We start from the raw sequence: 25,785 nt of genomic DNA, 5'->3' as shown, positions 1-25,785 counted from the left end.
GCATGCAAGCCCCGGCCCCATGCCAGAATCCACCGATACGCCGCTGCGGACACATCTCTTGGCGACCTCAGGTAAATCGCAGATCAACGAAGGCGAATTTCTCGCCGCCGTCGACCTCGGCTCCAACAGCTTCCACATGGTGGTGGCTCGCTATGAGCACGGCGAACCCCGTGTCATCGACCGCCTGCGCGACTCCGTACGCATGGCCGTGGGCTTGCGTCCGGACGGCACACTGGACGCGAACCACCGCGCTGCGGCGCTGGCCAGCCTCGCCCGTTTCGGCCAGCGCATCGCCGGCATCCCCGCGCTGCATGTTCGCGCCGTGGCGACCAATACCGTGCGCCGCCTGGCCTCACCGCATGCCTTCCTTTCCGCCGCGGAAGCCGCACTAGGGCATCCGGTGGAAATCGTCTCGGGCCGTGAGGAAGGCCGATTGATCTTCCTCGGTTCCTCACACGACCTCCCGGCCTCGCGCGACCACCGCCTGGTCATCGACATCGGTGGTGGCAGCACCGAATTCATCATCGGCCGCGGCAACGCGCCACTGCTGACCGAAAGCGTGCAGGTGGGCTGCATCGCCTCCACGTTGCGATTCTTCCCCGGTGGCAAGATCACCCGTAAGCGCTGGCAGAAAGCCCGCCGCGAGATCGGTGTACTCCTGCAGCAGTTTTCAGAGGATTACCGCGAGTCGGGTTGGGCCGATGCCTATGGCTCCTCCGGCACTGCCAAGTCGATTGGCTCGGTCGTTCGCGCCATGAAGCTTTCGGACGACGGCATCACGCCCGAATCGCTGGCCGCCGTGCGCGAAGCCCTGATCGAACAGGGTGCATCCGGCGGTGTCCTGAAACTCCCGGGACTGGCCGAGGATCGCGCCGAAGTGTTCGCAGGCGGCGTGGCGATCTTCGAGGCGGCGTTCGAGGCACTGGGCATCGAGCGCCTGCGCGTATCGGAAAGCTCGATGCGTGAGGGCGTGCTCTGGGACCTGATCGGCCGTTCCGCTGGTACGGATCCGCGCATGGCAAGCATCGACTCGCTGGCAAGCCGCTACGGCGTCGACCGCGCCCAGGCGCGCCGCGTCGAGACGACCGCGCTCAGCCTGTTCGACCAGCTGGGCAAGGCCTGGAAACTCGACGACGACGCACGGGAGTGGCTGTCGTGGGCGGCGCGGGTGCATGAGCTGGGTCTGGCCATTGCGCACAGCCAGCATCAGCGTCACGGCGGCTATATCCTCCGCCACGCCGATCTCGCCGGTTTCTCGCGGCAGGAACAGCAGCTGCTCGCCGCGATCGTCGAATGTCATCGGCGCAAACCCGAGAAATCTGTGATCTCGGCCCTGCCCGTCCGCTACCGGGCGCTGGCCCGACACATCACGGCGATCCTCCGGCTTGGCGTACTTTTCCGCCGCGCCCGCCGTGCCGAGTCCCTACCCCGCATCCGCGTGAGTGCGTCGCGTCAGCGCCTCCGTCTGTCACTGCCGGCGGACTGGCTGGACCAGCACCCGTTGACCGAAGCGGATCTCGACCAGGAGCGCGAGCCGCTGGCCGAGCTCGGGCTGGATCTCGAGATCGTCACCGAATGACTGCGATCCGCCCGGCGAACGGGCGTATCATGGCGCGATTGTTTCACCGTCACGACCGGTAACCCATGCTCAAAGCCGTCTTCGCCAGCCTCTTACTCGCCCTGCCCGCCGTGTCCCTGGCCCAGGCGACCAAGCCGGCAACGCCAGCACCGGCGTCCGTCGATCACCCGCGCGTGGTCATGCACACCACGCAGGGCGACGTCACCCTCGAGCTGTTCCCGGACAAGGCGCCCAAGAGTGTCGCCAACTTCCTGCAGTATGTCCGCGACGGTTTCTATGACGGCACGGTGTTCCACCGCGTCGTCAGCGGTTACATGGTGCAGGGCGGCCTCTACAGCCGCGACCTGACCCAGCGCCGCACGCGCGCCGCCATTCCCAGCGAAGCCGACAACGGGCTCTCGAATGCGCGCGGCACGATCGCCGTGGCCCGCGGTGGCGACCCGAATTCCGGCACGGCACAGTTTTTCGTCAATCTGGTCGACAATCGCCGGCTCGATTACGTCAGCAACCAGAGTGGCCTGACCTGGGGTTTCGCCGTCTTCGGCAAGGTCGTGTCCGGCATGGACGTGGTCGACAAGATTGCCGCGCTGCCTACCCGCGCGCAGGGTCCCTTTGTCGGCGATGTGCCCAATCCGATCGTGATCATCGATTCGGCCAATGTGATCGGCGAAGAAAAGGCCCGCCCGGCTCCGGCGTCGACCAGCGCCGCGCCAGCCGCACCGAAGAAGGGCGAGAAGAAGACCGCACCCCCGAAGGCCGCATGAGCACGCTGTTCATCGCCGACCTGCACCTCGACGAGGCGCGCCCTGACATCACGGCGTTGTTCGAGCAGTTCCTCGCTTCTGAAGAGTCCCGCTCGGCGTCCGCGTTTTACATCCTCGGCGATCTGGTCGAAGCGTGGATCGGCGACGATGACGATGCGGAGCTTCCGAACCGGATCGCCACCGCCACGCGTGCACTCAGCGACAGCGGCGTGCCGGTGTACTTCATGGCGGGCAACCGCGATTTTCTCCTCGGCGAGCGCTTCGCCGAACGCGCGGGCATGACCCTGCTCCACGATGGCGTCGTGCGCGATATCGAAGGCACGCCCACCTTGCTGATGCATGGCGACGTGCTATGCACTGACGACGTCGAGTACCAGGCCGTGCGCGCGCAGGTGCGTACGGATGCCTGGAAACAACAGATCCTCTCGATGCCGCTGGAAGCGCGTCGCGCCTTCGCCGCGAAGGCGCGTAGCGATAGCAAGGCACGCACGGGGCAGAACGACGAGACGATCATGGACGTGAACCAGGGGGCTGTTGAAGCGGCCCTGCGTCATGCTGGCGTGCACCGGCTGATTCACGGGCATACGCACCGGCCGGCGATTCATCCGTTCGCGTTTGATGACGCGAATGCCGAGCGCATTGTGCTGGGCGACTGGTATGACCATGGGTCGGTGCTGGCCATTGATGGCGATCGGTTGGATTTGCGTGGGCTTTGGTTGTCGTGAGGCTTGTCGCGAGTACCCATCGCCGCTGAAGCGGCTCCCACACAGAGCAGTTCTTGCAGCAGCCGATTCATCGGTGACGCCTCTTGTGGGAGCCGATTCATCGGCGACGCTTCTTGTGGGAGCCGATTCATCGGCGATCCCTGCGTAGCCAGAGGCAAACGATCACCTCACCCCAGCGTCGCCAGCCACACCAGCTCAGACTCCGAAAACCCAGCCTCACGCCGGCCTCAACATTGAATGGCCCGCGCAACGACCCGTTCATATAGTCGTTGAGCAATTGCGCGAACGTTGACTCCGGCTCGATGCCATCGCGCTCACAGCACCAGTGAAACCAGCGCGTGCCGGCCGCCACATGAGCCACTTCCTCGCGCAGGATCACCTCGAGGATGCCCACGGTGCGCTCGTCATTCTGCCGGCGCAGCCGCTCCATCATGCCCGGCGTAACGTCCAGGCCACGCGCCTCAAGCACCCGCGGCACCAACGCCATCCGCGCGGTGTCGCTGTGCGCCGTCTTCTCGGCCATTTCCCACAGTCCGTTATGGGCGTCGAAGTCACCGTAAGCATGGCCGAGTTCGGCAAGCCGTCCCGACAGCATCGTGAAGTGCCGTGCTTCATCGTTAGCGCAGGATGCCCAATCACGGTAATACGCGTCGGGTTTGCCGCGGAAGCGATACACCGCGTCCCAGGCAAGATCGATCGCGTTGAATTCGATATGTGCGATCGCATGGACAAGCGCCGCACGCCCTTCGGGTGTGCCGAGACCGCGCTGGGCCAGTTCACGCGATGGCACAAGACGCGGGCGTTCGGGACGTCCCGGCAGACCGATGGGCTGAGGCGGCGGTGCCGCCGGATCGGGCGCGAGTGCGCCCTCACCCAGCGCCGCCCAGGTCTCGAAACTCAGGCGGACCTTTTCAACGGGGTCGGTCGCCTCGAGGCAACGACGCGCGGCGGCATGGAGATCGTGCATGAAAGGCATGGCGGCACGCTGGGGCGTGCCGCCGATCGCTCAGGCGCTACGACGTTCGTTCTTGGCCGAATCCGACCGCATGGCTTCCTGTTGCTCGAGGAAGCCGGCATCCACGCCCGTCACGTACTCGCCGGAGAAGCACGAGGTATCGAAGTGCGTGAGCTCTTCATTGCCGTCGGCGACGGCCTGGATCAGGTCTTCCAGATCCTGATAGACCAGCCAGTCGGCGCCCAGCGCCTTTTCCACTTCCTCGACGGTACGACCCGCAGCGACCAGCTCCGAGGCTGCCGGCATGTCGATGCCGTAGATGTTCGGATAGCGCACCGGCGGCGCGGCGGAAGCGAAGTAGACATTCTTGGCACCGGCGTCGCGGGCCATCTGGATGATCTGGCGCGAGGTGGTGCCACGCACAATGGAGTCGTCGACCAGCAACACGTTCTTCTTGCGGAATTCCAGGTCGATCGCATTGAGCTTGCGGCGCACCGATTTCACGCGCTCGCCCTGCCCCGGCATGATGAAGGTGCGGCCGATGTAGTGGTTCTTGACCAGGCCTTCGCGCATCGGGACGCCGAGCGCCTGCGCCAGCGAGCTGGCCGCCGTGCGCGAGGTGTCGGGAATAGGAATCACCGCGTCGATACCGTGGTCCGGACCGCGCTCGCGAAGGATCTTTTCGGCGAGCTTTTCGCCCATGCGCAGGCGCGCCTTGTACACCGACACGTCCTCGATCATCGAGTCCGGACGCGCAAGGTAGACGTACTCGAAAATGCACGGTGCATGCACGGCACCTTCGGCGCAGCGCTGCGTGTGCAGCTCGCCGCCTTCGGTGACGATCACGGCTTCGCCCGGCTCGATATCGCGGATGCGCTTGAAGCCAAGCACGTCGAACGCGACCGACTCGGACGCGATCGCGTATTCGTGACCCTGGGCCGTGATGCGCTCACCGAGTACGAGCGGACGGATGCCGTTCGGATCGCGGAAAGCGATGAGACCGTAACCGAGCACCAGCGCGATGCAGGCGTAACCGCCGCGGGCACGCGCGTGGACACCCGAGATGGCCTTGAAGACGTGCTCCGGCGTGAGGTCGCCACGGTCGTCCACCTGCAGCTCGTGCGCGAGCACGTTGAGCAGCACTTCGGAGTCGGAATCCGTGTCGATGTGGCGACGGTCGTCCTCGAACATCTCCTTGCGCAGGGCCTCGGTGTTGACGAGGTTGCCGTTGTGCGCGAAAGCGATGCCGTAGGGCGAGTTCACGTAGAAGGGCTGGGCTTCGTCCGTGCCTTCCGAGCCGGCGGTCGGGTAGCGGCAGTGGCCGATGCCGATACGGCCACGCAGCTTGCTGACGCCAGCCGAGTTGAAGACATCGCGAACCAGCCCGTTGCCCTTGTGCAGGCGCAGGCGCGCGCCATCCACGGTGGCGATACCGGCGGCATCCTGCCCACGATGTTGCAGGACGGTCAGGCCGTCATACAGGGCCGACGCCACTTCCGTGGTGCCGACGATGCCGATGATTCCGCACATGGGTGTTGCCTTCTACGAAGTGGCCGCCGTGGTCGCGGCGGCAGGGTGAACGTGATCTTTGTCCGGTTGCGCGGGGGTGTTGAAATCGCGCAACTTCATGAGGTCGTCTTTACTTGGCAGCTTTACGTCCGGCATCTTCAGGTGTTCCAGAGCGGCAGGCGGATGCATGTATCCGCGCACATTCTCCGGGACCTGCTGACCCAGCCATTCAGCCGCGCCACGAAACTGCGGCATCATCGCCGACTCCTGCCACATGGTGCTGTTGGCCAGAGGCGTGAAGCCCACGATGAACACGACCAGGGCCACGATGAGGACACCGCGAGCCAGGCCGAAAAGCATGCCGAACAGCCGGTCTGTGCCGCCCAGTCCCGTGCTCGCGACCAGTCGCGAGATCATGAACCGGATCAGCCCGCCGACCAGCAGCACGGCGATGAAACACAAGCCATAACCGATCGCCACGCGCGCCGAAGGCAACGACACGCTGCTTTCGAAGTAATGCGCCAGCGAAGGACCATACGTCCAGGCTACCCAGAAGGCGGCGACCCAGATAACGAGCGAGAGCACTTCGGAAATGAGGCCGCGCACGAGGCCGATCAAGACCGAGATGAACAGGATCCCCAGGATGACGCAGTCGATCCAGTTCACTTGGAGATCCCCGATGCCACGATGAGAGCGGGTCGCAGCGCGTTACGGCGCCGAAACAACGACGCCGTCCAGGCCCACCTTGGCCTTGATCTGGTCTTTCAGGCGTACGGCGTCGTCGCGCTGGGTCTGCGGGCCGGCGCGGACGCGCCAGAGCTTGGCTCCGGCACTCGATGCGACCGTGTCCACGTAACCGGCGATCCCCGCGCCGCGAAGCTTGTCGCGCAGGCGGGTTGCCTCGGCCTCACTGCTGACTGCAGCGACCTGTACCGCGAAACCACCAGCGCGCGGCGGCGCAGCCGGGACCGTCGCACTGGCCGCAGCCGGAGCCGGGGTCGCAGCCGCCTTGGGCGGCGCCGGCACGTCGGCGGTCTGAGTCTCAGCCTTGGACGAGAGCGTCGCAGGCGCACCCGGCGCGGCAGCGGTGATCTTCAGGCGTGCTGCCTCAGCAGCGGCACGCGACTCGAACGGACCAGCCGTTACCCGGGTCAGCGACTTGCCCGCCTGGCTGGTGGCTGCTTCGTTAACCGGATAGCCGAGCGCACGCACCTTCTGCACCAGGGCATCGGCCTTGCTGCGATCAGCGTAGGCGCTGAGGTTGATCGTGAAGCTGCCGCGCGCGGCCGTACCTGCGGGAAGCGGAGCGGCTGACGGGGTTGCCGCCACGGGTGTGGGCGCGGCAGCGGCGACCGGCTTCACCGGCTTGCTGCTCACCGGCGCGGTAGCGGTGGGGGTCGCGCTGGCAGGCTTGGCGCTGGCCGGGGCGTTGGCGAAATCTTCGGGCAGCGCGTCCGCCGGCTTGCGCGAAGCGATTTCCACGGAGGCGAGCTTGCTTCCCGTGCCCGGCGTGACCGTCGCGGCAGGGGTGGTCGGCGCGGTCGTGTCGCCCGGGGTGGCGGCCGGACGAACCGGGCCACCGGCGGCCTGAGGACCACTGACCGAGGCCGGCGAGCCGTTGGGGGCGACGTCGAGGGTGCGCGTCTGCAGGTCGCGGTCCGGTGCCGGCGGGATCTCCAGGCTGACCGTCTGGTCCGCGTCGCTCTTGGGCGGCGTGGTGGAGAAAATCATCGGCACGAACAGGACCAACAGAGCAACCAGGACGGCGGCACCCAGCAGACGTGTTTTCAAGGAAAGCTCCATACGACCGACGCAATGCGAATCGCGGCGATTATAACCGGCAATCGATGGCCCCGCCGTTGCTTACGGCCGGGCGTTCACGTGCCGTGGGAGAGCGCCGCGGCAGCGACGAAGAACGAGCCGAACAGCAGGAGCACGTCATCGGGGCCCGCCTCCGCGCGGGCGGCCTTCCAGGCCGATGCAACGTCATCGAAGGCCTGGCCGTGGGACGTGGGGCTAACCGCCCCCAGCGCCGCCATCAGGATCCCTGACGGAAGCCCACGCGTGGTATCGCGTTCCAACCCGGCAAGATACCAATGGTCCACCCGGTCCACGAGCGCGCCGATGACTCCGTCAACATCTTTATCGGCCAATGCGCCGTACACCGCTCGCACCTGCCCCCGACGTGGTGTGGCGTCGACCCAGGCGGCGAGGGCCCGCGCGGCCTGCGGGTTATGGCCTACGTCCACCAGGGTCAACGGACGTTCGGCGATCCGCTGCAGCCGACCAGGAACACGAACCCCGGCCAATGCCTGCCCGATCGCCCCGGGAGACACATCGACACGTGATCCCAGCGCGTGAATGGCCGCGATGGCCGTCGCGGCGTTGTCCACCTGCACGGGCGCATCCAGGCCCGGCCGCGGGAGTTCAAGCACCGTGCCGTCGCGATGCGACCAGCGCCAGCTCCCCTTCCCGTCGTCGTGGCTGGCCGAAAACGCGTCGCCACTCGCGACGACCTTCGCCCCGATGCCCCGCAAGGCTTCGAGCAATCCAGCCGGTGGGTGACGCTCGCCGACGATGGCGGGACGCCCTGCCCTGGCGATGCCGGCTTTCTCCCGACCGATGCTGTCGCGGTCTCCGCCCAGCCAGTCCTGATGATCCAGATCGATCGTCGTGATAACGGCGATATCGGCGTCGATGATGTTCACGGCATCCAGTCGCCCGCCCAGGCCAACCTCGATGACGGCTACGTCGAGCGACGCGCGCGCCATCACATCGATGGCTGCGAGCGTGCCGAACTCGAAGTACGTTTGCGGAATCGCGCCACGCGCGGCTTCGATGCGCTCGAAGGAGGCAACCAATGCCTCATCGGAGGCATCGTCGCCCTCGATCCGCACGCGCTCGTTGTAGCGAAGCAGGTGCGGCGAGGTGTAGCAGCCGACCCTGTATCCGGCCGCGCGCAGCATGCCTTCGAGGAAAGCGACGGTAGAGCCCTTGCCGTTGGTGCCACCGACGGTGATCACGATCGGCGCGGGACGCGGCGCGCCCATCGCTTCCCACACAGCCCGCACGCGGTCGAGCCCAAGCTCGATATCGCGCGGATGGGTGCGCTCCTGGTAGGAAAGCCATTCGGCAAGGCTGCGCATGACAAAAACCATGTAGGAGCCGCTTCAGCGGCGAACAGGGATATGTGGGAGCCGCTTCAGCGGCGATGAAGGCCATGTGGGAGCCGCTTCAGCGGCGAAAAGCCAACAGAGCGGCTTAGCAGCACCCCCCATCGCCAGCAAAGCCGGCTCCCACAAGGAGCCGGCTATCGCACCCGATCGCACCAGATCAGCAGTCGTCGCCGCCGAACGGATCGTCGAGGATGATCGTGTCGTCGCGGTCCGCACCGGTGGCGACCAGCGCCAGCTTGCAGCCCGAGAGTTCCTCGACAGAGCGCAGGTAGGCACGAGCGGCCGGCTGCAGCTTGTTCCAGTCGCGGATGCCGGCGGTGGACTCTTCCCAACCCGGGAACTCGAGGTAGACCGGCTTGCACTCGGCCCATCCATCGGCGTCCAGCGGAGCCAGTTCACGACGCTTGCCGCGATACTCGTACGCGATGCAGACCTTGATGGTCTCCAGGCCGTCGAGCACGTCGAGCTTGGTGATCGCCAGGCCGTCGATGCCGTTGATCTGCACGGCGCGCTTCAGCGCGACGAGGTCGATCCAGCCGCAGCGACGCGGGCGACCCGTGCTGGCGCCGAACTCATTGCCCTTCTTGCGGAGCAGTTCACCCATCTCGTCGTTGAGTTCGGTCGGGAACGGGCCGCCACCCACGCGCGTAGCGTAGGCCTTGCAGATGCCCAGCACGTAGTCGATGTCACGCGCGCCCACGCCGGTACCGGCCAGCGCCCCGCCCACCGTGGTGTTCGACGAGGTGACGTACGGATACGTGCCATGGTCGATGTCGAGCAGCGCGCCCTGCGCACCTTCGAACAGGATGTTGCCGCCTTCCTTGCGCACGTCGTGCAGGATGGTGGCGACGTCGTCGACCATCGGGCGCAGGTACTCGCCCCACGTGAGGGCTTCGTCGAGAACGGTCTGGTAATCGACCGGCTCGGCCTTCAGCCACTGGGTGAGCACGAAGTTGTGATACTCGACCGCGGCCTGCACTTTCTCGGGCAATTCGTGCGGGTACATGAGGTCCGCCACGCGGATGGAGCGGCGAGCGACCTTGTCTTCGTAAGCCGGACCGATGCCGCGACCGGTCGTGCCGATCGCCTTGGCGCCGGAGGCGACTTCGCGCGCCTTATCGACGGCGATGTGGTACGGCATGATCAGCGGCGTGGCCGGCGAAATCTTCAGGCGCGGACGCACGTCGACGCCCTGGCCTTCGAGTTCGGCGATTTCGCTCATCAGCGCGGCCGGCGAAAGCACTACGCCGTTACCGATCAGGCAGAGCGCATCGTCGCGCAGGATGCCCGAGGGAATCAGGTGCAGGACCGTCTTCTTGCCCTTGATAACCAGCGTATGACCGGCGTTATGGCCACCCTGGAATCGCGCGACGGCACCGACGCGCTCAGTGAGAAGATCGACGATCTTGCCCTTGCCCTCGTCGCCCCATTGCGCGCCCAGAATAACGACTGACTTACCCATTTTGACGACTCTCTTTAGTTGCGTTGCCCGCAAGGGCGATGTGGATCTTGATTAGCGCGCGCGGCCGGGGCCGTCGTTGAGATAGCGCAGGAATTCCGAATCGGGCTTGAGCACCAGTACGCCCTTGCCGTCGGCGAAGGCCGTACGGTACGCCGCGAGGCTTCTATAGAACGAGAAGAACTCGGGGTCCTGGCTGTAAGCCTGGGCATAGATGGCCGCCGCCTGTGCGTCGCCGTCGCCCTTGACCTTGGTCGCCTCGCGGTTGGCGTCGGCCAGCAGCACCACCTTCTGGCGGTCGGCGTCGGCTCGGATTTTCTCGGCGCTTTCCTGTCCGGTGTAGCGAAGCTCATTGGCCAGCTGCAGGCGCTCGTTGCGCATGCGCTTGTACACCGAGCCGCTCACTTCGTCAGGGAGGTCGATACGCTTGATGCGCACATCGACGATGGCGATGCCGAGGTTCTTGCGCGAAGCGACGTCGGTATCCTTGCGCACCTGGCCGGTAATGTCCTCGCGGCCGCCGGCGATCAGGTCTTCGAGCTTGCGCGAGTTGAACTCGTGGCGAAGCGCATCCTTCACGATAGGCGTCAGGCGCTGGATCGCCTGCGTCTGCTCGCCCGACGTGGCGCGGTAGTACGCAGCGTTGTCGGCGATACGCCATTTTACGTAGAAGTCGACATTGACGCTTTTCTTCTCGAGCGTGAAATAACGCTCGGGCTGCGCATCGAGGCCGAGGATGCGGTTGTCGAAACGCATCACCTGCTGCACCACGGGAATCTTGAAGTGCAGGCCAGGCTGATAGTCGGCGCGCACGATGCGGCCGAACTGCAACAGGAGGGCGTTTTCACCCTCCTTGACGACGAAGGCGCTGTTGAAGCCCAGCAGGACGACGATGACGACAATGAGGCCGGAGATGTACTTCACTGGGCATTCCCCTGCGGATTGGGGTTCGCGTCGGTGGTCGCCGACTGAATGACCGGACCCACGGCCGGCACGTTGCGAACCGTGCTGCCGTTCGATTCGACCGGAAGCTGGATGATGTTCTTGCCGTTGGTACCGTCGACGACCTTCGGGTTGCCGGCCATCACCTGCTCGACCGTCTCGAGCCACAGGCGACGACGCGTGACTTCGGGGGCCGCCTTGTATTCCTTCAGCAGTGCGTTGAAGCGATCGGCGTCACCATTGGCACGCGCGACACGCTCCACCCGCTCGCCCTGAGCTTCGGCAGCAATACGCGAGGCATCGCCACGGGCCACCGGCACTACCTGGCTTTCGTAGGCGCGGGCCTTGTTCTCTTCGCTCTGCTTGTCTTCGCGCGCGGCGTTGACGTCGTCGAAGGCGTCTTTCACTTCCTTCGGCGGCGAGACGTTCTGGAAGCTAACGCCCGTGACCAGGATGCCGGCGTCGTACTTGTCGAGGGTGGCCTGGAGAATGTCCCGAGTCTGCTGCTGCAGGGTTTCCTTTGCAGCCGGCGCGACGCCCGCAACGGGCGCCTGTGCCGGCGTCGGCGTGTCGACGCCCGGCGTGGTCAGGATGTTGTCCATGATGTTGGCGCCGACGACGGAGCGGACAGCCGCTTCGGAGGCGTTCTTCATCGTGCCGTTTTCGATGTCGTTGTTCGAATACAGGAACTTGCGGGCGTCCGACACCTGGTACTGCACATTGAAGTCGATCGCGATGATGTTCTCGTCGCGGGTCAGCATCGACACGTTGTCCGAGATCGAGCGGACCTGGGTCATCTCGACCTTGGTCACGGTTTCGATCGGGCTCGGCGCCTTCAGGTGGAAGCCGGGGGGCAACACGCGCGAGAACTGGCCGAAGCGCAGCACCACGCCGACCTGCCGGGCATCGATCACCGTGTAGCTGCTGACCAGCAGCCAGGCCACGATGAAGACGAGGACGATGGCGAGTACGCCGCCGCTTCCCGCGCCGAACTTGCCGAAGCGGGCCCTGAGGCTCTTGATCATGCCGTCGAGATCGGGCTTTTGCCCGCTCGACCGGTTGCGGTTCCAGGGATCTTTCTGGCCGTTACCGGGTTCGTTCCAAGCCATGAGCGACAGTCTCCTTGGGGGACCGGAGGGTGGGCGGCTGGCAAGCCTTCTGGTGAACCCGAGCAGCAGGGATGAGCGGCGGGCGTATTGACACCCGTCGCCGCACTGATTGGGCACGCAAACGTTGTGAATTCTAGCAGACGGGGGCGGATCGGTGCTCGGCGGCGACCGATCAGAACTCGGCGTGAGGTGGGTCGATCAGGTCGCGGAGCGGCCTGGCGTTGGCATCGTCGCCGATAAGCGGGGCAAGTACGGATCGTGGAGCATCGATATCCAGGTGCCAGCCGTGCTCGTCGATCGCCTCGCCGGCAATCGCGCCAACCGCCTTCAGGCGGGCGTGCAGACGTCCGGCACTGAGAGGAAGCTCAAGCGGGGCCCGAATCCGGTCGCCACCGAGCAGTTCGCCCAAGGCGTCACGCAGTCCGTCCAGCCCTACCCCGGTCGCGGCGGACAACCAGACCTGGCGCGGCTTGCCATCCTCGCCCCGATCCACCCGCGGCTCGGCGTCGATCAGGTCGACCTTGTTCATCACCGACAGCTGGGGCACATCGCCGGCGCCGATCTCCTCGAGCACCTCGTTGACTACCCGGCGAAGGATGTCGCGCTCCTCGTCTGCCGCATCACTGACGTGGATGAGCAGATCGGCGTCACGAGCCTCGGCCAGCGTGGCACGGAAGGCGGCGACGAGATCGTGAGGCAACTCGCGGATGAAACCGACGGTGTCGGCAATCACGGCGGGACCGCAGGCCAGGCCATCGACCTTGCGGACGGTGGGGTCCAGCGTGGCGAACAGCTGATCGGCGACATAGACGCCACCGGTGGTCAGCGCGTTGAACAGCGTGGACTTGCCCGCATTCGTGTAGCCCACCAGGGCCACGCGGGGCACTGTGTTGCGCAGGCGCGAACGGCGCTGCTGGTCGCGCTGGGTCTGCACCTTCTCCAGGCGCTTGCTCAACATCTTCACGCGCTCGGCGAGCAGGCGGCGATCGGTTTCCAGCTGCGTTTCACCCGGGCCGCGATTGCCGATGGCACCGCCGCGCTGGGCGTCCAGATGGGTCCAGCCACGAACCAGGCGGGTTGCGACGTGCTTGAGCTGGGCCAGCTCGACCTCGAGCTTGCCCTCATGGGAGCGGGCGCGCTGCGCGAAGATATCGAGAATCAGCCCGGCGCGATCCACGACACGCGTCTGCAGGTGCTTCTCGAGGTTGCGTTCCTGCACGGGCGTGAGCTCATGGTCGACAAGGACCAGATCGGCCTCGAGCGCGCGCACGGCCTCGGCGACTTCGTCGGCCTTGCCGCTGCCGATATAGAAACGGGGATTGGGTGTGGCCACGCGGGCCGGAATGCTGGCCAGAACCTCGGCACCGGCCGAAGCGACCAGTTCAGCGAATTCCTCGCCACGGCGGATCGCGTCGCCTTCGCCACGCGAATGCGGCAGGACCAAAATGGCCCGCTCGCCTTTCTTTTGCCTATCGAACACTTAGGGGGATGACCTCATGCAGAAGAAGGGGTGCGCGATGCCAAAGCATACGCGCACCCGTTCCTTTACATATGGGTTGCCACCGGGGCCCCTCAACCCTCGGCGTCGCCCGCACCCGATTCCGGGTGATTCTCGTGGCCGCCGACCCGCACATTGCGACTCGGCACGACCGTCGAGATGGCGTGCTTGTAGACCATCTGGCTCACTTGATTGCGCAGCAGTACGACGAACTGGTCGAATGACTCGATCGTGCCCTGCAGCTTGATGCCGTTCACCAGGTAGATGGCGACCGGCACGCGCTCACGGCGAAGCGCGTTCAAAAACGGATCCTGCAACGACTGCCCTTTGGACATTTCTTCTTCTCCCCTACGCCTTTCGTACGGGTCCGGGTAAAAAAACGCCAGATGGCGCCCCAGCCCAAGTGTCTTGAATCTTAACTGCTTTTAAACGCCAGCAGGAAGCGCCGGACGTGACGACATCGGCATTCCCAGGAACTGCCCGAGAGCCTTGTCCACTTCCGGCAACGGATCCCCCCGGTCCGGGTCGAACGTACGTGCGTCCAGTTCACTACGCAGCCAGGTGATCTGCCGCTTCGCGAGTTGGCGCGTTGCATAGATACCACGGTCGCGGAGGTTCGTGGCGTCGCCCTGCCCGTCCAGATACTCCCAGGCCTGTCGGTAGCCCACGGCGCGGATCGCCGGAAGGTCGGCATGGAGGTCGCTACGCGCCTTCAGGGCGCGGACTTCGTCGAGGAAACCATCCGCCAGCATGACGTCGAACCGGGTGGCGATCCGCTCATGAAGAGCTTTGCGGTCGTCCGGCAGCAGGGCCAGCTTGAGCACGCGCCAGGGCAAACGATCGCCACTGGCCTGCTTTTGCAGATCCGTCAGCCGCTTCCCGGTGAGCTCCATGACTTCGAGGGCTCGCTGGATGCGCTGGGCATCGCCGGGCCGGATGCGCTCGCCCGCGAGAGGATCCAGGGCGGCCATGCGTGCGTGCATCGCTCCCCAACCCACGGTTGCGGCTTCGGCACCCAGACGCTCGCGCAGCGCGGGGTCGGCCTGGGGCAGATCCGACAGCCCTCGCTGGAGCGCACGGAAGTAGAGCCCCGTGCCGCCGACAAGAAGAGGAATCTTGCCGGCGTTGCTCACCCGGGTCATCGCCGCCAGGGCGTCATGACGGAAGTCCGCTGCCGAGTAAGGCAGCGCCGGATCGCGAATGTCGACAAGCTCGTGCGGGTACCTCGCCAGCGTCGCCGCATCCGGCTTGGCCGAGCCAATGTCCAGCCCACGATAGACCAGCGCCGAATCGACACTGATCAGGCCGACCGGGTAACGGTCGGCCAGCGAGCAGGCGAGCGCCGTCTTGCCCGATGCCGTCGGGCCCATCAGGAAGATCGCAAGGGGGCGGTTGTCGGGACTCATGCACGCGGACGGCGATCAAACGACCGCAAGATTAGCGCACCCCGGTGACACGCGCCCGCCGCGGGTGCGAGGATCGGCCTGCACTCAAAGGGAGAACGGAAGCATGTTGCGTGTTTTGATGGCGCTTGCCGCCGCATGGAGCTGCATTGCCGTGGCAGAGGGAGCCACGGTTGTACCTACCGTTTACGAGGCCGGGCATTTCTATGCCACGCCGACGACGCGCGATGGCAAGTCGCTGCGCATCCTGTTCGACACGGGAGCCGGTGGCAGCAACTACTTCATCACGCGCGATGCCGCGGCCCGGTTGAAACTAAAGGCCTCGAGCTGCACGGCAGCCCCCCGCAACGCGGATTCGCAGGACACGTTCGTCGCCCGCCCCGACTACGTGGCGGGCGCGGCGCTACCCAAGGCGACGAACCACTGCGGCGACGTGCTCGCCATAGCGAAACCGCCCGGCTTCGACAACGCCGACGGCATCGCCGGCGGCCGCTACCTCGAGGGAAGAACCTGGACCTTCGACTACCCCGCACACCAGCTTCGCGTCGAAGATGACCACTGGCGCCCTTCGCTCGCTGCTCACCCGATGGATCTTGGGATGCAGCGCAACGCGGCGGGGGGCCTTGTCTCTGCCTATCCTCGCGTAACGATCGACGTGGGCGGAGAATCCATCGACGTCCTGCTGGATACCGGCGCCACCGCGCAACCGACGCAGACCGGCCAGGCTGCGATGAAAACACCGACAGTGAACGGGCTAGGCGTTGCGAGCTACATCACCAGCTCCATCATGAGCCGTTGGCATGCTGCTCATCCCGAGTGGCCCGTCGTCGATGCCGCCGACGATGCGCTCGGCAAAGGAAAAGCGACGAGAGCCATTCAGGTGCCTGGCGTCGTCATTGCCGGCTGGCTCGTTGGCCCGGTGTGGTTCACGGAGCGGGCTGATTCGAATTTCGAGTCGTTCATGTCCGAATACATGGATCGCACGGTTCACGGTGCGGTCGGTGCGAACGTCCTCGACGCTTTCGTGATGACGCTGGACTACCGCAAAACCAAGGCGTGGCTCGCCTGCCCCGCCGACTGCCGCGCAAGGCCGGTCAAATAATAAGCAGCGCAACGCAACTCCATGCTGCGTAAGGCGTAATCCGACTTGTCCACATGGTTATGCAAGGCGTATCCACACAGCCTGTGGATATCGCCCTCGCGAGGGTGTCGTCGCACGCGTGGTCACTAAGTAAGCAGCGCAACGCAAGTGCATGGCGGCAAAGGCGAGAACGAACTTGTCCACAGGCTTATGCAAGGACTGTCCACACCGCCTGTGGATATCGCGAAGGCTGATTCCGGCACGTGGTCAATAAGTAAGCAGCACAACGCAAGTGCATGGTGGCGAAGGCCGAATACGACTTGTCCACATGGTTATGCAGGCGGTATCCACATTCCCTGTGGATATCCCGCGCATGAGAATGAGGGACCCCCGACCTCACTCGCCCTGCGCGCTGCGTTAGGCTTCCCCGAACTGCCATTCCGCGCACGGAGCAAGACTCATGGAACGCCCCACGAATGCCCCTCGCAGTCAACGGGAATACGACCTCCAGCGCGACCTAATCCAGGCTGAAATCAGCAAGCTCGTTGCGGAAAGCCGTCGGCTCGACAAGCAAAGTGACTGGTATCCGTTCGTTGCTGGCGCTGCTTTCACCGGCGCCGTATTTGCTGCAAGCAAGCACCTTTTCAGCTGAATGGCGGGGACTATTCGATGACAACCCTTCAAGCCGGCTCGGAGAGAGAGAAGTTCTACGCTGAACTCAATCGCACGCGTGCGGAGGCCGAGAAGATGTACGCGGAGATGCGGAAGCTGAACATCGAAGCCGCTCGATCCATAGACGAGACATTAAGGCTGCGTGCCGAGACGGACAAGGCCGAAGCCCAGACAAAGAAAGCCGAAGCCGACGCGAAGAAGGCCGACGCCGATGCGAAGAAAGCCGATGCTGATGCAACGAAGCTCACGATGGAAACCCTGAAGATCCAGCTGGAAGTCCGCTGGTTTCCCTATGCGGTCGTCGGCACGATGATATTCACGTGGATTGGTATAGCTATCGCGTTTGTCCACGCACTCGTCAAACTGCTTTCGCTCTGAGCAGAAACTAATCAGCACAACGCAAGTCCTTGCCTGCTAAGGTTAGATCAGACTTATCCACACGTTTATGCAGGTCGTATCCACAATCCCTGTGGATAACGCCTGACACTTGCCGTCGCACTACTTCGCTGGAACCCCGAGCTCCTTGAGCAGCGCAGGCGAGGGATACACCTTGTCCATCAACCAGCGCATGTAGCGCATGTCGACGTGGATGGCCCGCTTGTAGCGCGGGTCGTACATCCAGCTGGCACTCACCGCTTCCCAGTTGCTGTCGAAGTTGAGACCCACCAGCTCACCCTTTGCGTTGAGCACGGGCGAGCCGGAGTTACCGCCCGTTGTATCGAGGTTGCTGAGGAAGTCCACCGGCATCGCGCCCGTCTTCGGGTCGGCATAACCGGAGAAGTCGCCCTTGTGGATGGCATCGAGCAAGGGCTTCGGTGCATCGAACGGGGTGATGCCCGTATTCTTTTCGACAATCCCCTGCACGGTGGTCAGCGGTGCGTAGGTGACCGCGTCACGCGCTTTCAGCGGAGTGACCTTTCCGTAGCTCACGCGGAGTGTGGAATTGGCGTCCGGATAAACCGCCTTGCCCTGCTTCTCCCGATAGCCGATCAACGCCTGCATGTAGGAAGGACGAAGTCGCAGCAGATCACCCTCGCGTGTCTTGCGCTCGTCCTCGATGCGCAGGAGGGCGGGACGTAGCGTGCGTGCGGCAACGAACAAGGCATCGTCGCTGCGGTCGACGTCGGCCGGCGCTGCCGAGAACAAGCGCGTACGCTCGGCGTCATCGCCGAAGGTCGTTGTACCGTAGATGTGGTCGAGTGCTTTCGCCAGTTCTGCCGGCGTTCGGCCGAACAACTTGTCGACCTCCGGAAGGTGCTGGGCGTCGGGCAGCTTCTGGTAGCGCGTCATCAACGATGTCACCAGGGCTTTCTCGACGCGCGCATCGTAGCGACGCTGAATCTGTTTCAGCTGGCTCTGGATGAGCTCTTCGTCGCGCTTCTGGTAACCCGACTCACGTTCGGCATCCGCCCTGAGCCTCTCGACAGCGAGCCTGTCAACCGAGAGCGCACCGCGCATCAGCTGCGTCTGGCTCGAGAGCAATCCCACGAGCAGATCGCGCTCACGTACGTCCTTGCCTTGCGCGATGAGCGCCATGGCCTGGTCGATCTGCGGCTTCAACGTCTTCGCATCGGGCTGCGCGGCGAGCCAGGCCAGCATGGCGGCCTCGTCCTCGCGGCGAACCGTGACGGCGTCGCTGCGCTCGAGGCCTTCCAGCTCCCCGCTGAAACGCTTGATGCCATTCTTCAGGGTCTGCAACTGCGAGGCGTAACGGATGCCGGCTTCCTTGTCGACCTTGCCTTCGGTCTCGATCACGTTCTGCAAGGCTTTCAGCACCGCGACCGACGTCGGCAGGCGCCATTCGATCTGGTCGGCGAACTCGGCAGCCGTGCGATGGCGGTAGGTGATGCCCGGATACCCGGCGAGCATCACGAAGTCGCCCTCGGCCACACCTTCGGTGGCGATCTGCAGGTGCGACGGCGGGTGGTAAGGCACGTTGTCCGGCGAGAAATCGGCCGGCTTGCCGTCCTTGCCGACGTACGCGCGCAGGATGGTGAAGTCGCCCGCGTGGCGTGGCCACACGAAGTTGTCGATCTCGTCGCCGTAGTTACCGATGGCTCGCGGTGGCGCGTACACAAGACGGATGTCGCGAAGCTCCAGCTGGCGTACCAGGTAAAAATCGCGGCCGTAGAACATATTGGCTACGCTGCACTTGATACCGTCCTTTTCACACTCGGCGACCAGTGCCTTGCTCGCGGCGTCCACCGCGTCGTAGTACGCCCTGCCGGTCTTGCGCCTGGCGCCGGCAAGCACGCGATCAGTGACCTTGTCGAAGCCGACGGTAACGCGAAGGCGATAATCGGGGTTGGCCGGCAACTCACCGGCACGGTCCGCAGCCACGAAACCGTTGGTGATCAGGTCGCGGTCGGGCTTCGAGTTGTACTGGATGACACCGAAGGCTACGTGGTGGTTGGTCACCACCAGACCGTCGGCCGAAACGAAGGACCCGGTGCCGCCGCCAATGCGGACGACCGCATTCAGGGGCGCACGGGTGAGTTCTGCAAGGTCCTTCGGGTCGCCCTGGAACCCGGCTTCCTTGAGATTCTTCGCAATTCCGGGCAACTGGGAAGGCAGCCACATGCCCTCGTCTGCCTTCGCGTCCAGCGCCAGCGCCATGGCTGCTCCCAACATCATCGAGCGGATCCGCATTATTTCGTTGCCCCTGTCGGCGATTGACTCCGCCCGACCATAGAGGCCGCTTCCGGCGCTGGCAATGCCGCGCCGCACAAGCCCTGACGGGCTTACGGGCCTATAATGCCGGTTTGGGTCCGCGCCGCGGACCGTCCCCACGACAACCCTGGATAACCATGCAGCAGACGATGAGAGCGCTGGTCAAGCGCAAGCCCGAACAGGGCATCTGGATGGAAGAAGTGCCGGTACCGCAGGTCGGCCCGAACGAAGTCCTGATCAAGGTCGAGAAAACCGCCATCTGCGGTACCGACCTGCACATCTACAAGTGGGACGAGTGGTCCCAGCGCACGATCACCCCCGGCCTGACCATCGGCCACGAATTCGTCGGCCGCGTGGTCGACATGGGCCCCGGCGTCACCGGCTACAAGATCGGCGACCGCGTCTCCGCGGAAGGTCACATCGTCTGCGGACACTGCCGCAACTGCCGTGCAGGGCGCCAGCACCTTTGCCCGAACACGGTCGGTATCGGCGTGAATCGTAACGGCGCGTTCGCCGAGTACATGACCATGCCGGCCTCGAACCTGTGGCCGATCCCCGACCAGATCCCGTCCGAGCTGGCCGCGTTCTTCGATCCGTACGGCAACGCTGCGCATTGCGCGCTTGAATTCGACCTGATCGGCGAAGACGTGCTGATCACCGGTGCGGGTCCGATCGGCATCATCGCCGCCGGCATCGCCAAGCATATCGGCGCGCGCAACGTCGTCGTCACCGACGTCAACGACTACCGCCTGAAGCTGGCCGCCGACATGGGTGCCACGCGCGTCGTCAACGTCGCCAACCAGTCGCTCAAGGACGTCGTCAAGGACCTGCACATCGAAGGCTTCGACGTCGGCCTGGAAATGAGCGGCAACCCGCGCGCCTTCGGCGACATGCTCGACTGCATGTACCACGGCGGCAAGATCGCCATGCTCGGCATCATGCCGCGTGGCGCCGGCATCGACTGGGACAAGGTCATCTTCAAGGGCCTCACCCTGCAGGGCATCTATGGCCGTCGCATGTACGAGACCTGGTACAAGATGACCCAGATGGTGCTGACCGGCTTCCCGCTGCAGAAGGTGCTCACCCACCAGATCGCCATCGACGACTTCCAGAAGGGTTTCGACCTGATGGACGCCGGACAGTGCGGCAAGGTCGTTTGCTCCTGGACCTGAGTCACCAGGGTCATTGACAACCGCCCACGCGGGCCCTCGACGAGTACACTTTCCGTCGGGGGCCACGCGGTAAAAGGGGCGGAAGTATGGACACTCGCAAAACGTGGCGGAACATTCGCTGGGACAAGGGCCGCGATCAGGCCCTGGTCGTCTATCGCTCGCGCCGAAGCCGGCGCATCGGACTCTGGCTCCTCATTGCCGTCGTCCTCTTCGGCCTGCTCGGCTTCCTCGCCGCGCCCTCCCTGATTCGTTCGCAGATCGCCTCCCGCGCCAGCACTGCGCTTGGCCGTCCAGTCGCCGTCGGTGATGTAAGCCTCAACCCGTTCACTCTCAAGCTCACCGTCGAGCGCCTGCACATTGGCGAAGCCGACGGCCGCACCGCCTTTGTCGATGTCGACCGGCTCACGGCGAACGCCTCGTGGGCTTCGCTCTTCCGTGCGGCGCCGATCCTGGACGAGCTTCGCGTGGAAGGGCCGCATATTCGTATCCAGCGGACCGCGCCGCAGCGATTCAATTTCACCGACATTCTCGAACGCCTCGCCAGCGGACCGGCGAAGCCGGATACCGGACCCGCGCGTTTCGCCGTTTCCAATATCGCCCTGCACGGCGGCCAGATCGATTTCGACGACCGCGTGCTTAATGCGACGCACCGGATCGATCATCTGGAGCTCGGCATCCCCTTCGTCGCCAGCCTACCCAGCGACACGGATATCTTCGTGCAGCCGCTCCTGGCCATGAACGTCGACGGCAGCCCACTGAAAGCGCAGGGTCAGACCAAGCCCTTCGCCAGCAGTCGCGAATCCTCGATCACCTTCCGTTTCGATCGCCTGGACCTCGCACGCTACGTCGGCTTCGTACCCACGCCACTGCCGGTCGTCGTTCCCAGTGGCAAGCTGACCGGCTTACTGACGCTCAACTTCGTGATGGCCGAGGCACATCCGAGCATCCGGCTCACGGGGCGGCTGACGCTCGACGAGCTCAAGGTCACCGGCAAGGATGGGGGGGCGTTGTTCGAGGTGGGGCATGGCGACGCCGACCTGACCGTGCTCGAGCCACTCACGTCCCGTTATCGGCTCGGGGCCGTGACGCTCGAACGGGCTTCGATCCGTTATGCGCGCCTGCCGGGCGGCAAGAGCAACATCGATGCCCTCACCGCGCAGGGTACCGTAGCGCAGCCAGCGACTACGGTCGATACAAAAGCGCCGCCGATGGACGTCCGGATCGACAACCTCACGATCAAGGATTCGCATCTGGAGTACGCGGACCTTGCCGCGCCCTCTCCCGCACATCTCAACCTCGACCATCTGCAAGGCAGCCTGCGGGGACTCAGCACGGTCAAGGCCGCCCCGGCGACCCTCGACATGTCGGCACGGATGGCCGATGGCTCAGCGACCACCCAGGGCAAATTGAACCTCCCGGCGGGCAACTATGCCGGCAAGCTTGTCCTCAAGGACGTGTCACTCGCCTCCCTGATGCCCTTGGCTCCGCCTCTTCTCAACGCGGACATCACCGGTGGCAAGGTCGCAGCTGACGGCACGCTGGCCATCGACTGGCACGACGCTGCAAAGATTCGCATCACGAGCACGAAGGCAAGCCTGGACGGTTTCACGCTGGTGCCCCGCGGCAGCCGCGCGTCCCCAGTCACGTGGACATCGCTAAGCGCATCGATCGCCCTGGTCGACATCGCCACCAGCGAGGCTCGCGTGGACGAGGTACTGCTGGGTGGCCTGAGCCTCGACGTACAGCGCCTGGCCAATGGCAACTTCGACCTTGCCAGCGTGATGCCGCCCTCCGCGTCTGCAGCGCATCCGGCCGGTTCTGACTGGCACTGGAGCGTTGCGCATCTCGGCTTGAACGACGGCAAGGTCACCTTGCGCGAGGCGAAGGCGCCGGGCAAACGCAACGCCGTGACGTTGAATGCGAGCGCTTTCAGCGTCGACGGTCTATCCTACGACCTGCGCAAGCCTTTGAAGCTGGATCTGAAAGGCGGCCTTGGGGACGGGTCTTTCCTGGTCAGTGGCACGGTCAGGCCCGATCCGCTGGACGCCGACCTGAAAGTACAGACCACACGCGTCGATGTCGCACCGCTGCAGACCCTGGTCACCGTGCCGCTGAATGTCCGCGTGGGCAGCGGCCTGCTCAGCATGGATGGCCAGGTGCGTTACAGCGTGCAAGGCAAAGACACCGCGAAAGTCGGATATCGCGGGAACGCCACGCTCGGGCGTGTTCGTATTCTCGACAAGGTCACCAACGACGACTTCCTGCGCTGGACCTCGCTCAGCGCGAGCAACATGGTGGTCGCACTGGGTGACGGTGTGCCCCGAGTTGCGATCGGCGGCCTGGCGCTGGACGACTTCTACGCACGCGTCATCATCAACGCGACAGGGCGTCTCAACCTGCAGGACGTGGTTGCCAGCCCGGAAGCGCCTGGTGCGGTGTCGGTCACCCAGACGCAGGCCAATCCTGCGCCGAAGGCTGCGCCCGCCGCGGCACCCGTGGAGGTCCCCGCCGCTTCCGGCCCCGAGGCTGACTTACGGATCGGCCAGATCACCCTCACCCGCGGGCAACTGAACTACACCGACAACTTCATCAAACCGAACTACACCGCAGACATCACTCAACTGACCGGCAAGATCGGCGCGTTCGGCACGGCCGGTGGGGCGCCCCCGGCTGCCCTGACCCTGCAGGGCCAGCTCGACAGCAATGCGCCGGTGGATATCGAGGGCACGATCAATCCGCTCGCGCCGGTGGCGTTTCTCGACATCACGGCCAAGGCCGATGGCATCCAGCTCACCAACCTGTCGCCTTACTCGGGCAAGTACGCCGGCTATCCGATCACCAGCGGGCGGCTCAACGTCGATGTGCACTACACGCTCGACCAGCGCAAGCTGAGCGCGGACAACCACATCTTCATCGACCAGCTGACCTTCGGTGACCGTATCGAGGGACCCGGCGTCAGCCACCTGCCCGTCAAGCTGGCGGTGGCGCTACTCAAGGACAGCCAGGGACGGATCGATGTCCATGTGCCGGTGTCAGGCTCACTCGACGATCCGCACTTCAGCGTCGGCGGCCTGGTCTGGCGCGCGATCGGCAACCTCATCGTCAAGGCGGTGACCTCGCCCTTCCGCCTCCTCGCCTCCATCGGCGGCGGTGGCGGTCGCGAGGACCTCGGCTACGTGGAGTTCGCTCCCGGATCGGACGTGCTCGACGCGTCGGCGCAGGAAAAGCTGGGCCAGATCGTCAAGGTGCTAGCCGACAAACCCTCGATCAGCCTCGACATCATCGGTCGCATCGACACGAGCAAGGATGAGGCTGGATTGCGCAAGGTGATGGTCGAAGATCTCATTCATAAGGAGCAGGTGAACGCCAAGGGTGACGACACCACGGCGCCCACCGCGGAGGAGCAGGACAAGTACCTCGAACGGGCTTATCGGCATGCCGATTTCCCCAAGCCGAAGAACGTGATCGGCCTGACCAAGTCCCAGCCGCCGGAGGAAATGCGCACGCTGATGGAGACCAATATGCCTGTGGACGCCGACGCGCTGCGCCATCTGGCCGAACGGCGGGCCAATGCGGTGCGCCAGTGGCTCCAGGGCAAGGTCGACGACAAACGGCTGTTCGTCCAGGCGCCCAAGCTCGATCCCAAGGGCATAGACGACGGCGGGAAGACCACCCGCGTGGATTTCGGCCTGCACTGACACGCCGGGGCGACTGTCGGGTTTTCTCAATGGGCCAGAGGCCTCACAATTGAGAAATACTCCCACTCCCTGGACTTCCACCATGACCTACCCGGGCCAGACGCGCTTCGCCAGCGAACTCGACTCCATTCGTGAACAGGGATTGTTCAAGAGCGAGCGCATCATCGTTTCGCCGCAGTCCGCCGAGATCGAACTCGAAGGCGGCCGCAAGGTGCTCAACTTCTGCGCGAACAACTACCTGGGCCTGGCGGATCACCCCGAGGTGATCCAGGCGGCCAAGGACGCGCTGGACACCCACGGCTTCGGCATGGCCAGCGTGCGCTTCATCTGCGGCACGCAGGACCTCCACAAGGAGCTGGAAGCGAAGATCGCCAGCTTCTTCGGCAAGGAAGACACCATTCTGTACGCCGCGTGTTTCGACGCGAACGGCGGTCTGTTCGAGCCGCTGCTCGGCGAAGAAGACGCGATCATTTCGGATGCACTGAACCACGCGTCGATCATCGACGGCATCCGCCTGTGCAAGGCCAAGCGCTTCCGCTACGCCAACTGCGACATGGCCGACCTGGAAGCGCAGCTGCAGGCCGCCGACGCGGCTGGCGCGCGCACCAAGCTGATCACCACTGACGGCGCCTTCTCGATGGACGGCTTCGTGGCGCCGCTCGCCGAGATCACCGCACTGGCGAAGAAGTACAACGCGCTCGTCCATATCGACGAATGCCATTGCACCGGATTCCTCGGTGACACCGGCCGCGGATCCGCCGAACTCCACGGCGTGCTCGACAAGATCGACATTATTACCGGCACGCTGGGCAAGGCCCTCGGCGGCGCGCTTGGTGGCTTCACCACCGGCCGCCGCGAAGTGATCGAACTGTTGCGCCAGCGCTCGCGCCCGTACCTGTTCTCGAACTCACTGCCGCCGCACGTCGTCGCTGCCGGCAGCAAGGTCTTCGACATGCTGGATGCCGCTGGCGACCTGCGTGACAAGGTAAAGGAGAACACGCGTTACTTCCGCGAGAAGATGACCGAGGCGGGTTTCGACATCCGTCCCGGTATACATCCGATCGTCCCTGTGATGATCTATGACGCGAAGCAGGCACAGGCCATGGCCACGGCCCTGCTCGACGAAGGCATCTACGTCACCGGCTTCTTCTTCCCCGTGGTGCCACAGGGCAAGGCACGCATCCGCACGCAGATGAGTGCGGCGCATACGCGTGAGCATCTGGATAAGGCGATTGCTGCGTTTACCAAGGTGGGGAAGCAGTTGGGTGTGTTGAAGGGTTGAGGTAAGCCCGGCCGCGCTGTCACGCGGTTCGCCGATGAATCGGCTCCTACGAAGAGCATCGCCGATGAATCGGCTCCCACACAGGGCACGG

The 25,785-nt window shown here is 64.7% G+C and carries 21 protein-coding genes; 9 read left to right on the top strand and 12 right to left on the bottom strand.

Going from position 1 to position 25,785, the window contains the following annotated elements:
* Positions 1–19 precede the first annotated feature (19 nt).
* The 3 genes from ACVWWJ_RS07550 (at position 20) to ACVWWJ_RS07540 (ending at position 3,068) form a co-directional block, all read left to right on the top strand.
* On the top strand, positions 20–1,579 hold the full coding sequence (locus ACVWWJ_RS07550) for a Ppx/GppA phosphatase family protein (RefSeq protein ID WP_456967285.1): 1,560 nt from the start codon (positions 20–22) through the stop codon (positions 1,577–1,579).
* Positions 1,580–1,644: 65 nt separating this feature from the next.
* The gene (locus ACVWWJ_RS07545; protein ID WP_456967284.1) at positions 1,645–2,343 is read left to right on the top strand and encodes a peptidylprolyl isomerase; all 699 of its coding nucleotides are present in this window, start codon (positions 1,645–1,647) and stop codon (positions 2,341–2,343) included.
* Entirely contained in the window at positions 2,340–3,068 is a 729-nt protein-coding gene (locus ACVWWJ_RS07540; RefSeq protein WP_456967283.1) for a UDP-2,3-diacylglucosamine diphosphatase, read from the top strand. Before ACVWWJ_RS07545 ends, ACVWWJ_RS07540 begins: the two co-directional genes overlap by 4 nt.
* 127 nt (positions 3,069–3,195) lie before the next feature.
* On the opposite strand, the gene ACVWWJ_RS07535 is transcribed toward ACVWWJ_RS07540, so the two are convergent.
* The 11 genes from ACVWWJ_RS07535 to miaA all read right to left on the bottom strand — a co-directional run bounded on the left by ACVWWJ_RS07535 (position 3,196) and on the right by miaA (position 15,122).
* Positions 3,196–4,044 (bottom strand): ferritin-like domain-containing protein, encoded by an 849-nt coding sequence (locus tag ACVWWJ_RS07535; protein WP_456967282.1) that lies wholly within the window; start codon positions 4,042–4,044, stop codon positions 3,196–3,198.
* A 30-nt stretch (positions 4,045–4,074) separates the two neighbouring features.
* Positions 4,075–5,553, bottom strand: a complete 1,479-nt coding sequence (gene purF / locus ACVWWJ_RS07530) for an amidophosphoribosyltransferase (protein ID WP_159890410.1) — start codon at positions 5,551–5,553, stop codon at positions 4,075–4,077.
* A gap of 12 nt (positions 5,554–5,565) precedes the next feature.
* Positions 5,566–6,198 carry a CvpA family protein gene (locus ACVWWJ_RS07525; RefSeq protein ID WP_159890408.1) on the bottom strand — a complete coding sequence of 211 codons (633 nt, stop codon included), beginning with the start codon at positions 6,196–6,198 and terminating at the stop codon, positions 5,566–5,568.
* Between the two features lie 42 nt (positions 6,199–6,240).
* Complete coding sequence (locus ACVWWJ_RS07520; protein WP_456967281.1) at positions 6,241–7,323, bottom strand: SPOR domain-containing protein; 1,083 nt, start codon at positions 7,321–7,323, stop codon at positions 6,241–6,243.
* Between the two features lie 86 nt (positions 7,324–7,409).
* Entirely contained in the window at positions 7,410–8,678 is a 1,269-nt protein-coding gene (folC, locus tag ACVWWJ_RS07515) for a bifunctional tetrahydrofolate synthase/dihydrofolate synthase (RefSeq protein ID WP_456967280.1), read from the bottom strand.
* 187 nt (positions 8,679–8,865) lie between these two features.
* On the bottom strand, positions 8,866–10,170 hold the full coding sequence (locus tag ACVWWJ_RS07510) for an adenylosuccinate synthase (protein ID WP_456967279.1): 1,305 nt from the start codon (positions 10,168–10,170) through the stop codon (positions 8,866–8,868).
* Between the two features lie 51 nt (positions 10,171–10,221).
* Positions 10,222–11,091, bottom strand: a complete 870-nt coding sequence (gene hflC / locus ACVWWJ_RS07505; protein ID WP_159890400.1) for a protease modulator HflC — start codon at positions 11,089–11,091, stop codon at positions 10,222–10,224.
* Complete coding sequence (gene hflK / locus ACVWWJ_RS07500; protein WP_159890398.1) at positions 11,088–12,218, bottom strand: FtsH protease activity modulator HflK; 1,131 nt, start codon at positions 12,216–12,218, stop codon at positions 11,088–11,090. The genes hflC and hflK overlap by 4 nt, the downstream gene beginning before the upstream one ends.
* A 172-nt stretch (positions 12,219–12,390) precedes the next feature.
* A complete protein-coding gene (hflX, locus tag ACVWWJ_RS07495; RefSeq protein WP_159890396.1) occupies positions 12,391–13,698 on the bottom strand; it encodes a ribosome rescue GTPase HflX in 1,308 nt (435 codons plus the stop codon).
* A gap of 92 nt (positions 13,699–13,790) precedes the next feature.
* Positions 13,791–14,051, bottom strand: coding sequence for an RNA chaperone Hfq (gene hfq / locus ACVWWJ_RS07490; protein ID WP_046967362.1), 261 nt, complete (start codon positions 14,049–14,051; stop codon positions 13,791–13,793).
* Positions 14,052–14,141: 90 nt separating this feature from the next.
* Positions 14,142–15,122, bottom strand: coding sequence for a tRNA (adenosine(37)-N6)-dimethylallyltransferase MiaA (gene miaA, locus ACVWWJ_RS07485; RefSeq protein ID WP_456967278.1), 981 nt, complete (start codon positions 15,120–15,122; stop codon positions 14,142–14,144).
* A gap of 103 nt (positions 15,123–15,225) precedes the next feature.
* Here miaA and ACVWWJ_RS07480 point away from each other — a divergent pair, with 103 nt between their 5' ends.
* The 3 genes from ACVWWJ_RS07480 (at position 15,226) to ACVWWJ_RS07470 (ending at position 17,250) form a co-directional block, all read left to right on the top strand.
* Positions 15,226–16,221 (top strand): hypothetical protein, encoded by a 996-nt coding sequence (locus ACVWWJ_RS07480; RefSeq protein WP_456967277.1) that lies wholly within the window; start codon positions 15,226–15,228, stop codon positions 16,219–16,221.
* 439 nt (positions 16,222–16,660) lie between these two features.
* Positions 16,661–16,852 carry a hypothetical protein gene (locus ACVWWJ_RS07475; RefSeq protein ID WP_456967276.1) on the top strand — a complete coding sequence of 64 codons (192 nt, stop codon included), beginning with the start codon at positions 16,661–16,663 and terminating at the stop codon, positions 16,850–16,852.
* Between the two features lie 17 nt (positions 16,853–16,869).
* Positions 16,870–17,250, top strand: a complete 381-nt coding sequence (locus ACVWWJ_RS07470) for a hypothetical protein (protein ID WP_456967275.1) — start codon at positions 16,870–16,872, stop codon at positions 17,248–17,250.
* A gap of 120 nt (positions 17,251–17,370) precedes the next feature.
* On the opposite strand, the gene ACVWWJ_RS07465 is transcribed toward ACVWWJ_RS07470, so the two are convergent.
* Complete coding sequence (locus ACVWWJ_RS07465) at positions 17,371–19,506, bottom strand: S46 family peptidase (RefSeq protein ID WP_456967274.1); 2,136 nt, start codon at positions 19,504–19,506, stop codon at positions 17,371–17,373.
* Between the two features lie 173 nt (positions 19,507–19,679).
* On the opposite strand from ACVWWJ_RS07465, the gene tdh reads away from it, so the two are divergent.
* From tdh to kbl, 3 genes are all read left to right on the top strand, one after another.
* Positions 19,680–20,714, top strand: coding sequence for an L-threonine 3-dehydrogenase (tdh, locus tag ACVWWJ_RS07460; RefSeq protein ID WP_181016735.1), 1,035 nt, complete (start codon positions 19,680–19,682; stop codon positions 20,712–20,714).
* 86 nt (positions 20,715–20,800) lie between these two features.
* On the top strand, positions 20,801–24,412 hold the full coding sequence (locus tag ACVWWJ_RS07455; protein WP_456967273.1) for a DUF748 domain-containing protein: 3,612 nt from the start codon (positions 20,801–20,803) through the stop codon (positions 24,410–24,412).
* 82 nt (positions 24,413–24,494) lie between these two features.
* Complete coding sequence (gene kbl, locus ACVWWJ_RS07450; protein WP_159890382.1) at positions 24,495–25,694, top strand: glycine C-acetyltransferase; 1,200 nt, start codon at positions 24,495–24,497, stop codon at positions 25,692–25,694.
* Positions 25,695–25,785: the final 91 nt, after the last annotated feature.

The organism is Luteibacter sp. HA06 (assembly GCF_054061215.1).
Note: the sequence above shows the minus strand (reverse complement) of the source record. Positions and strands in the feature narration are given on the sequence as shown.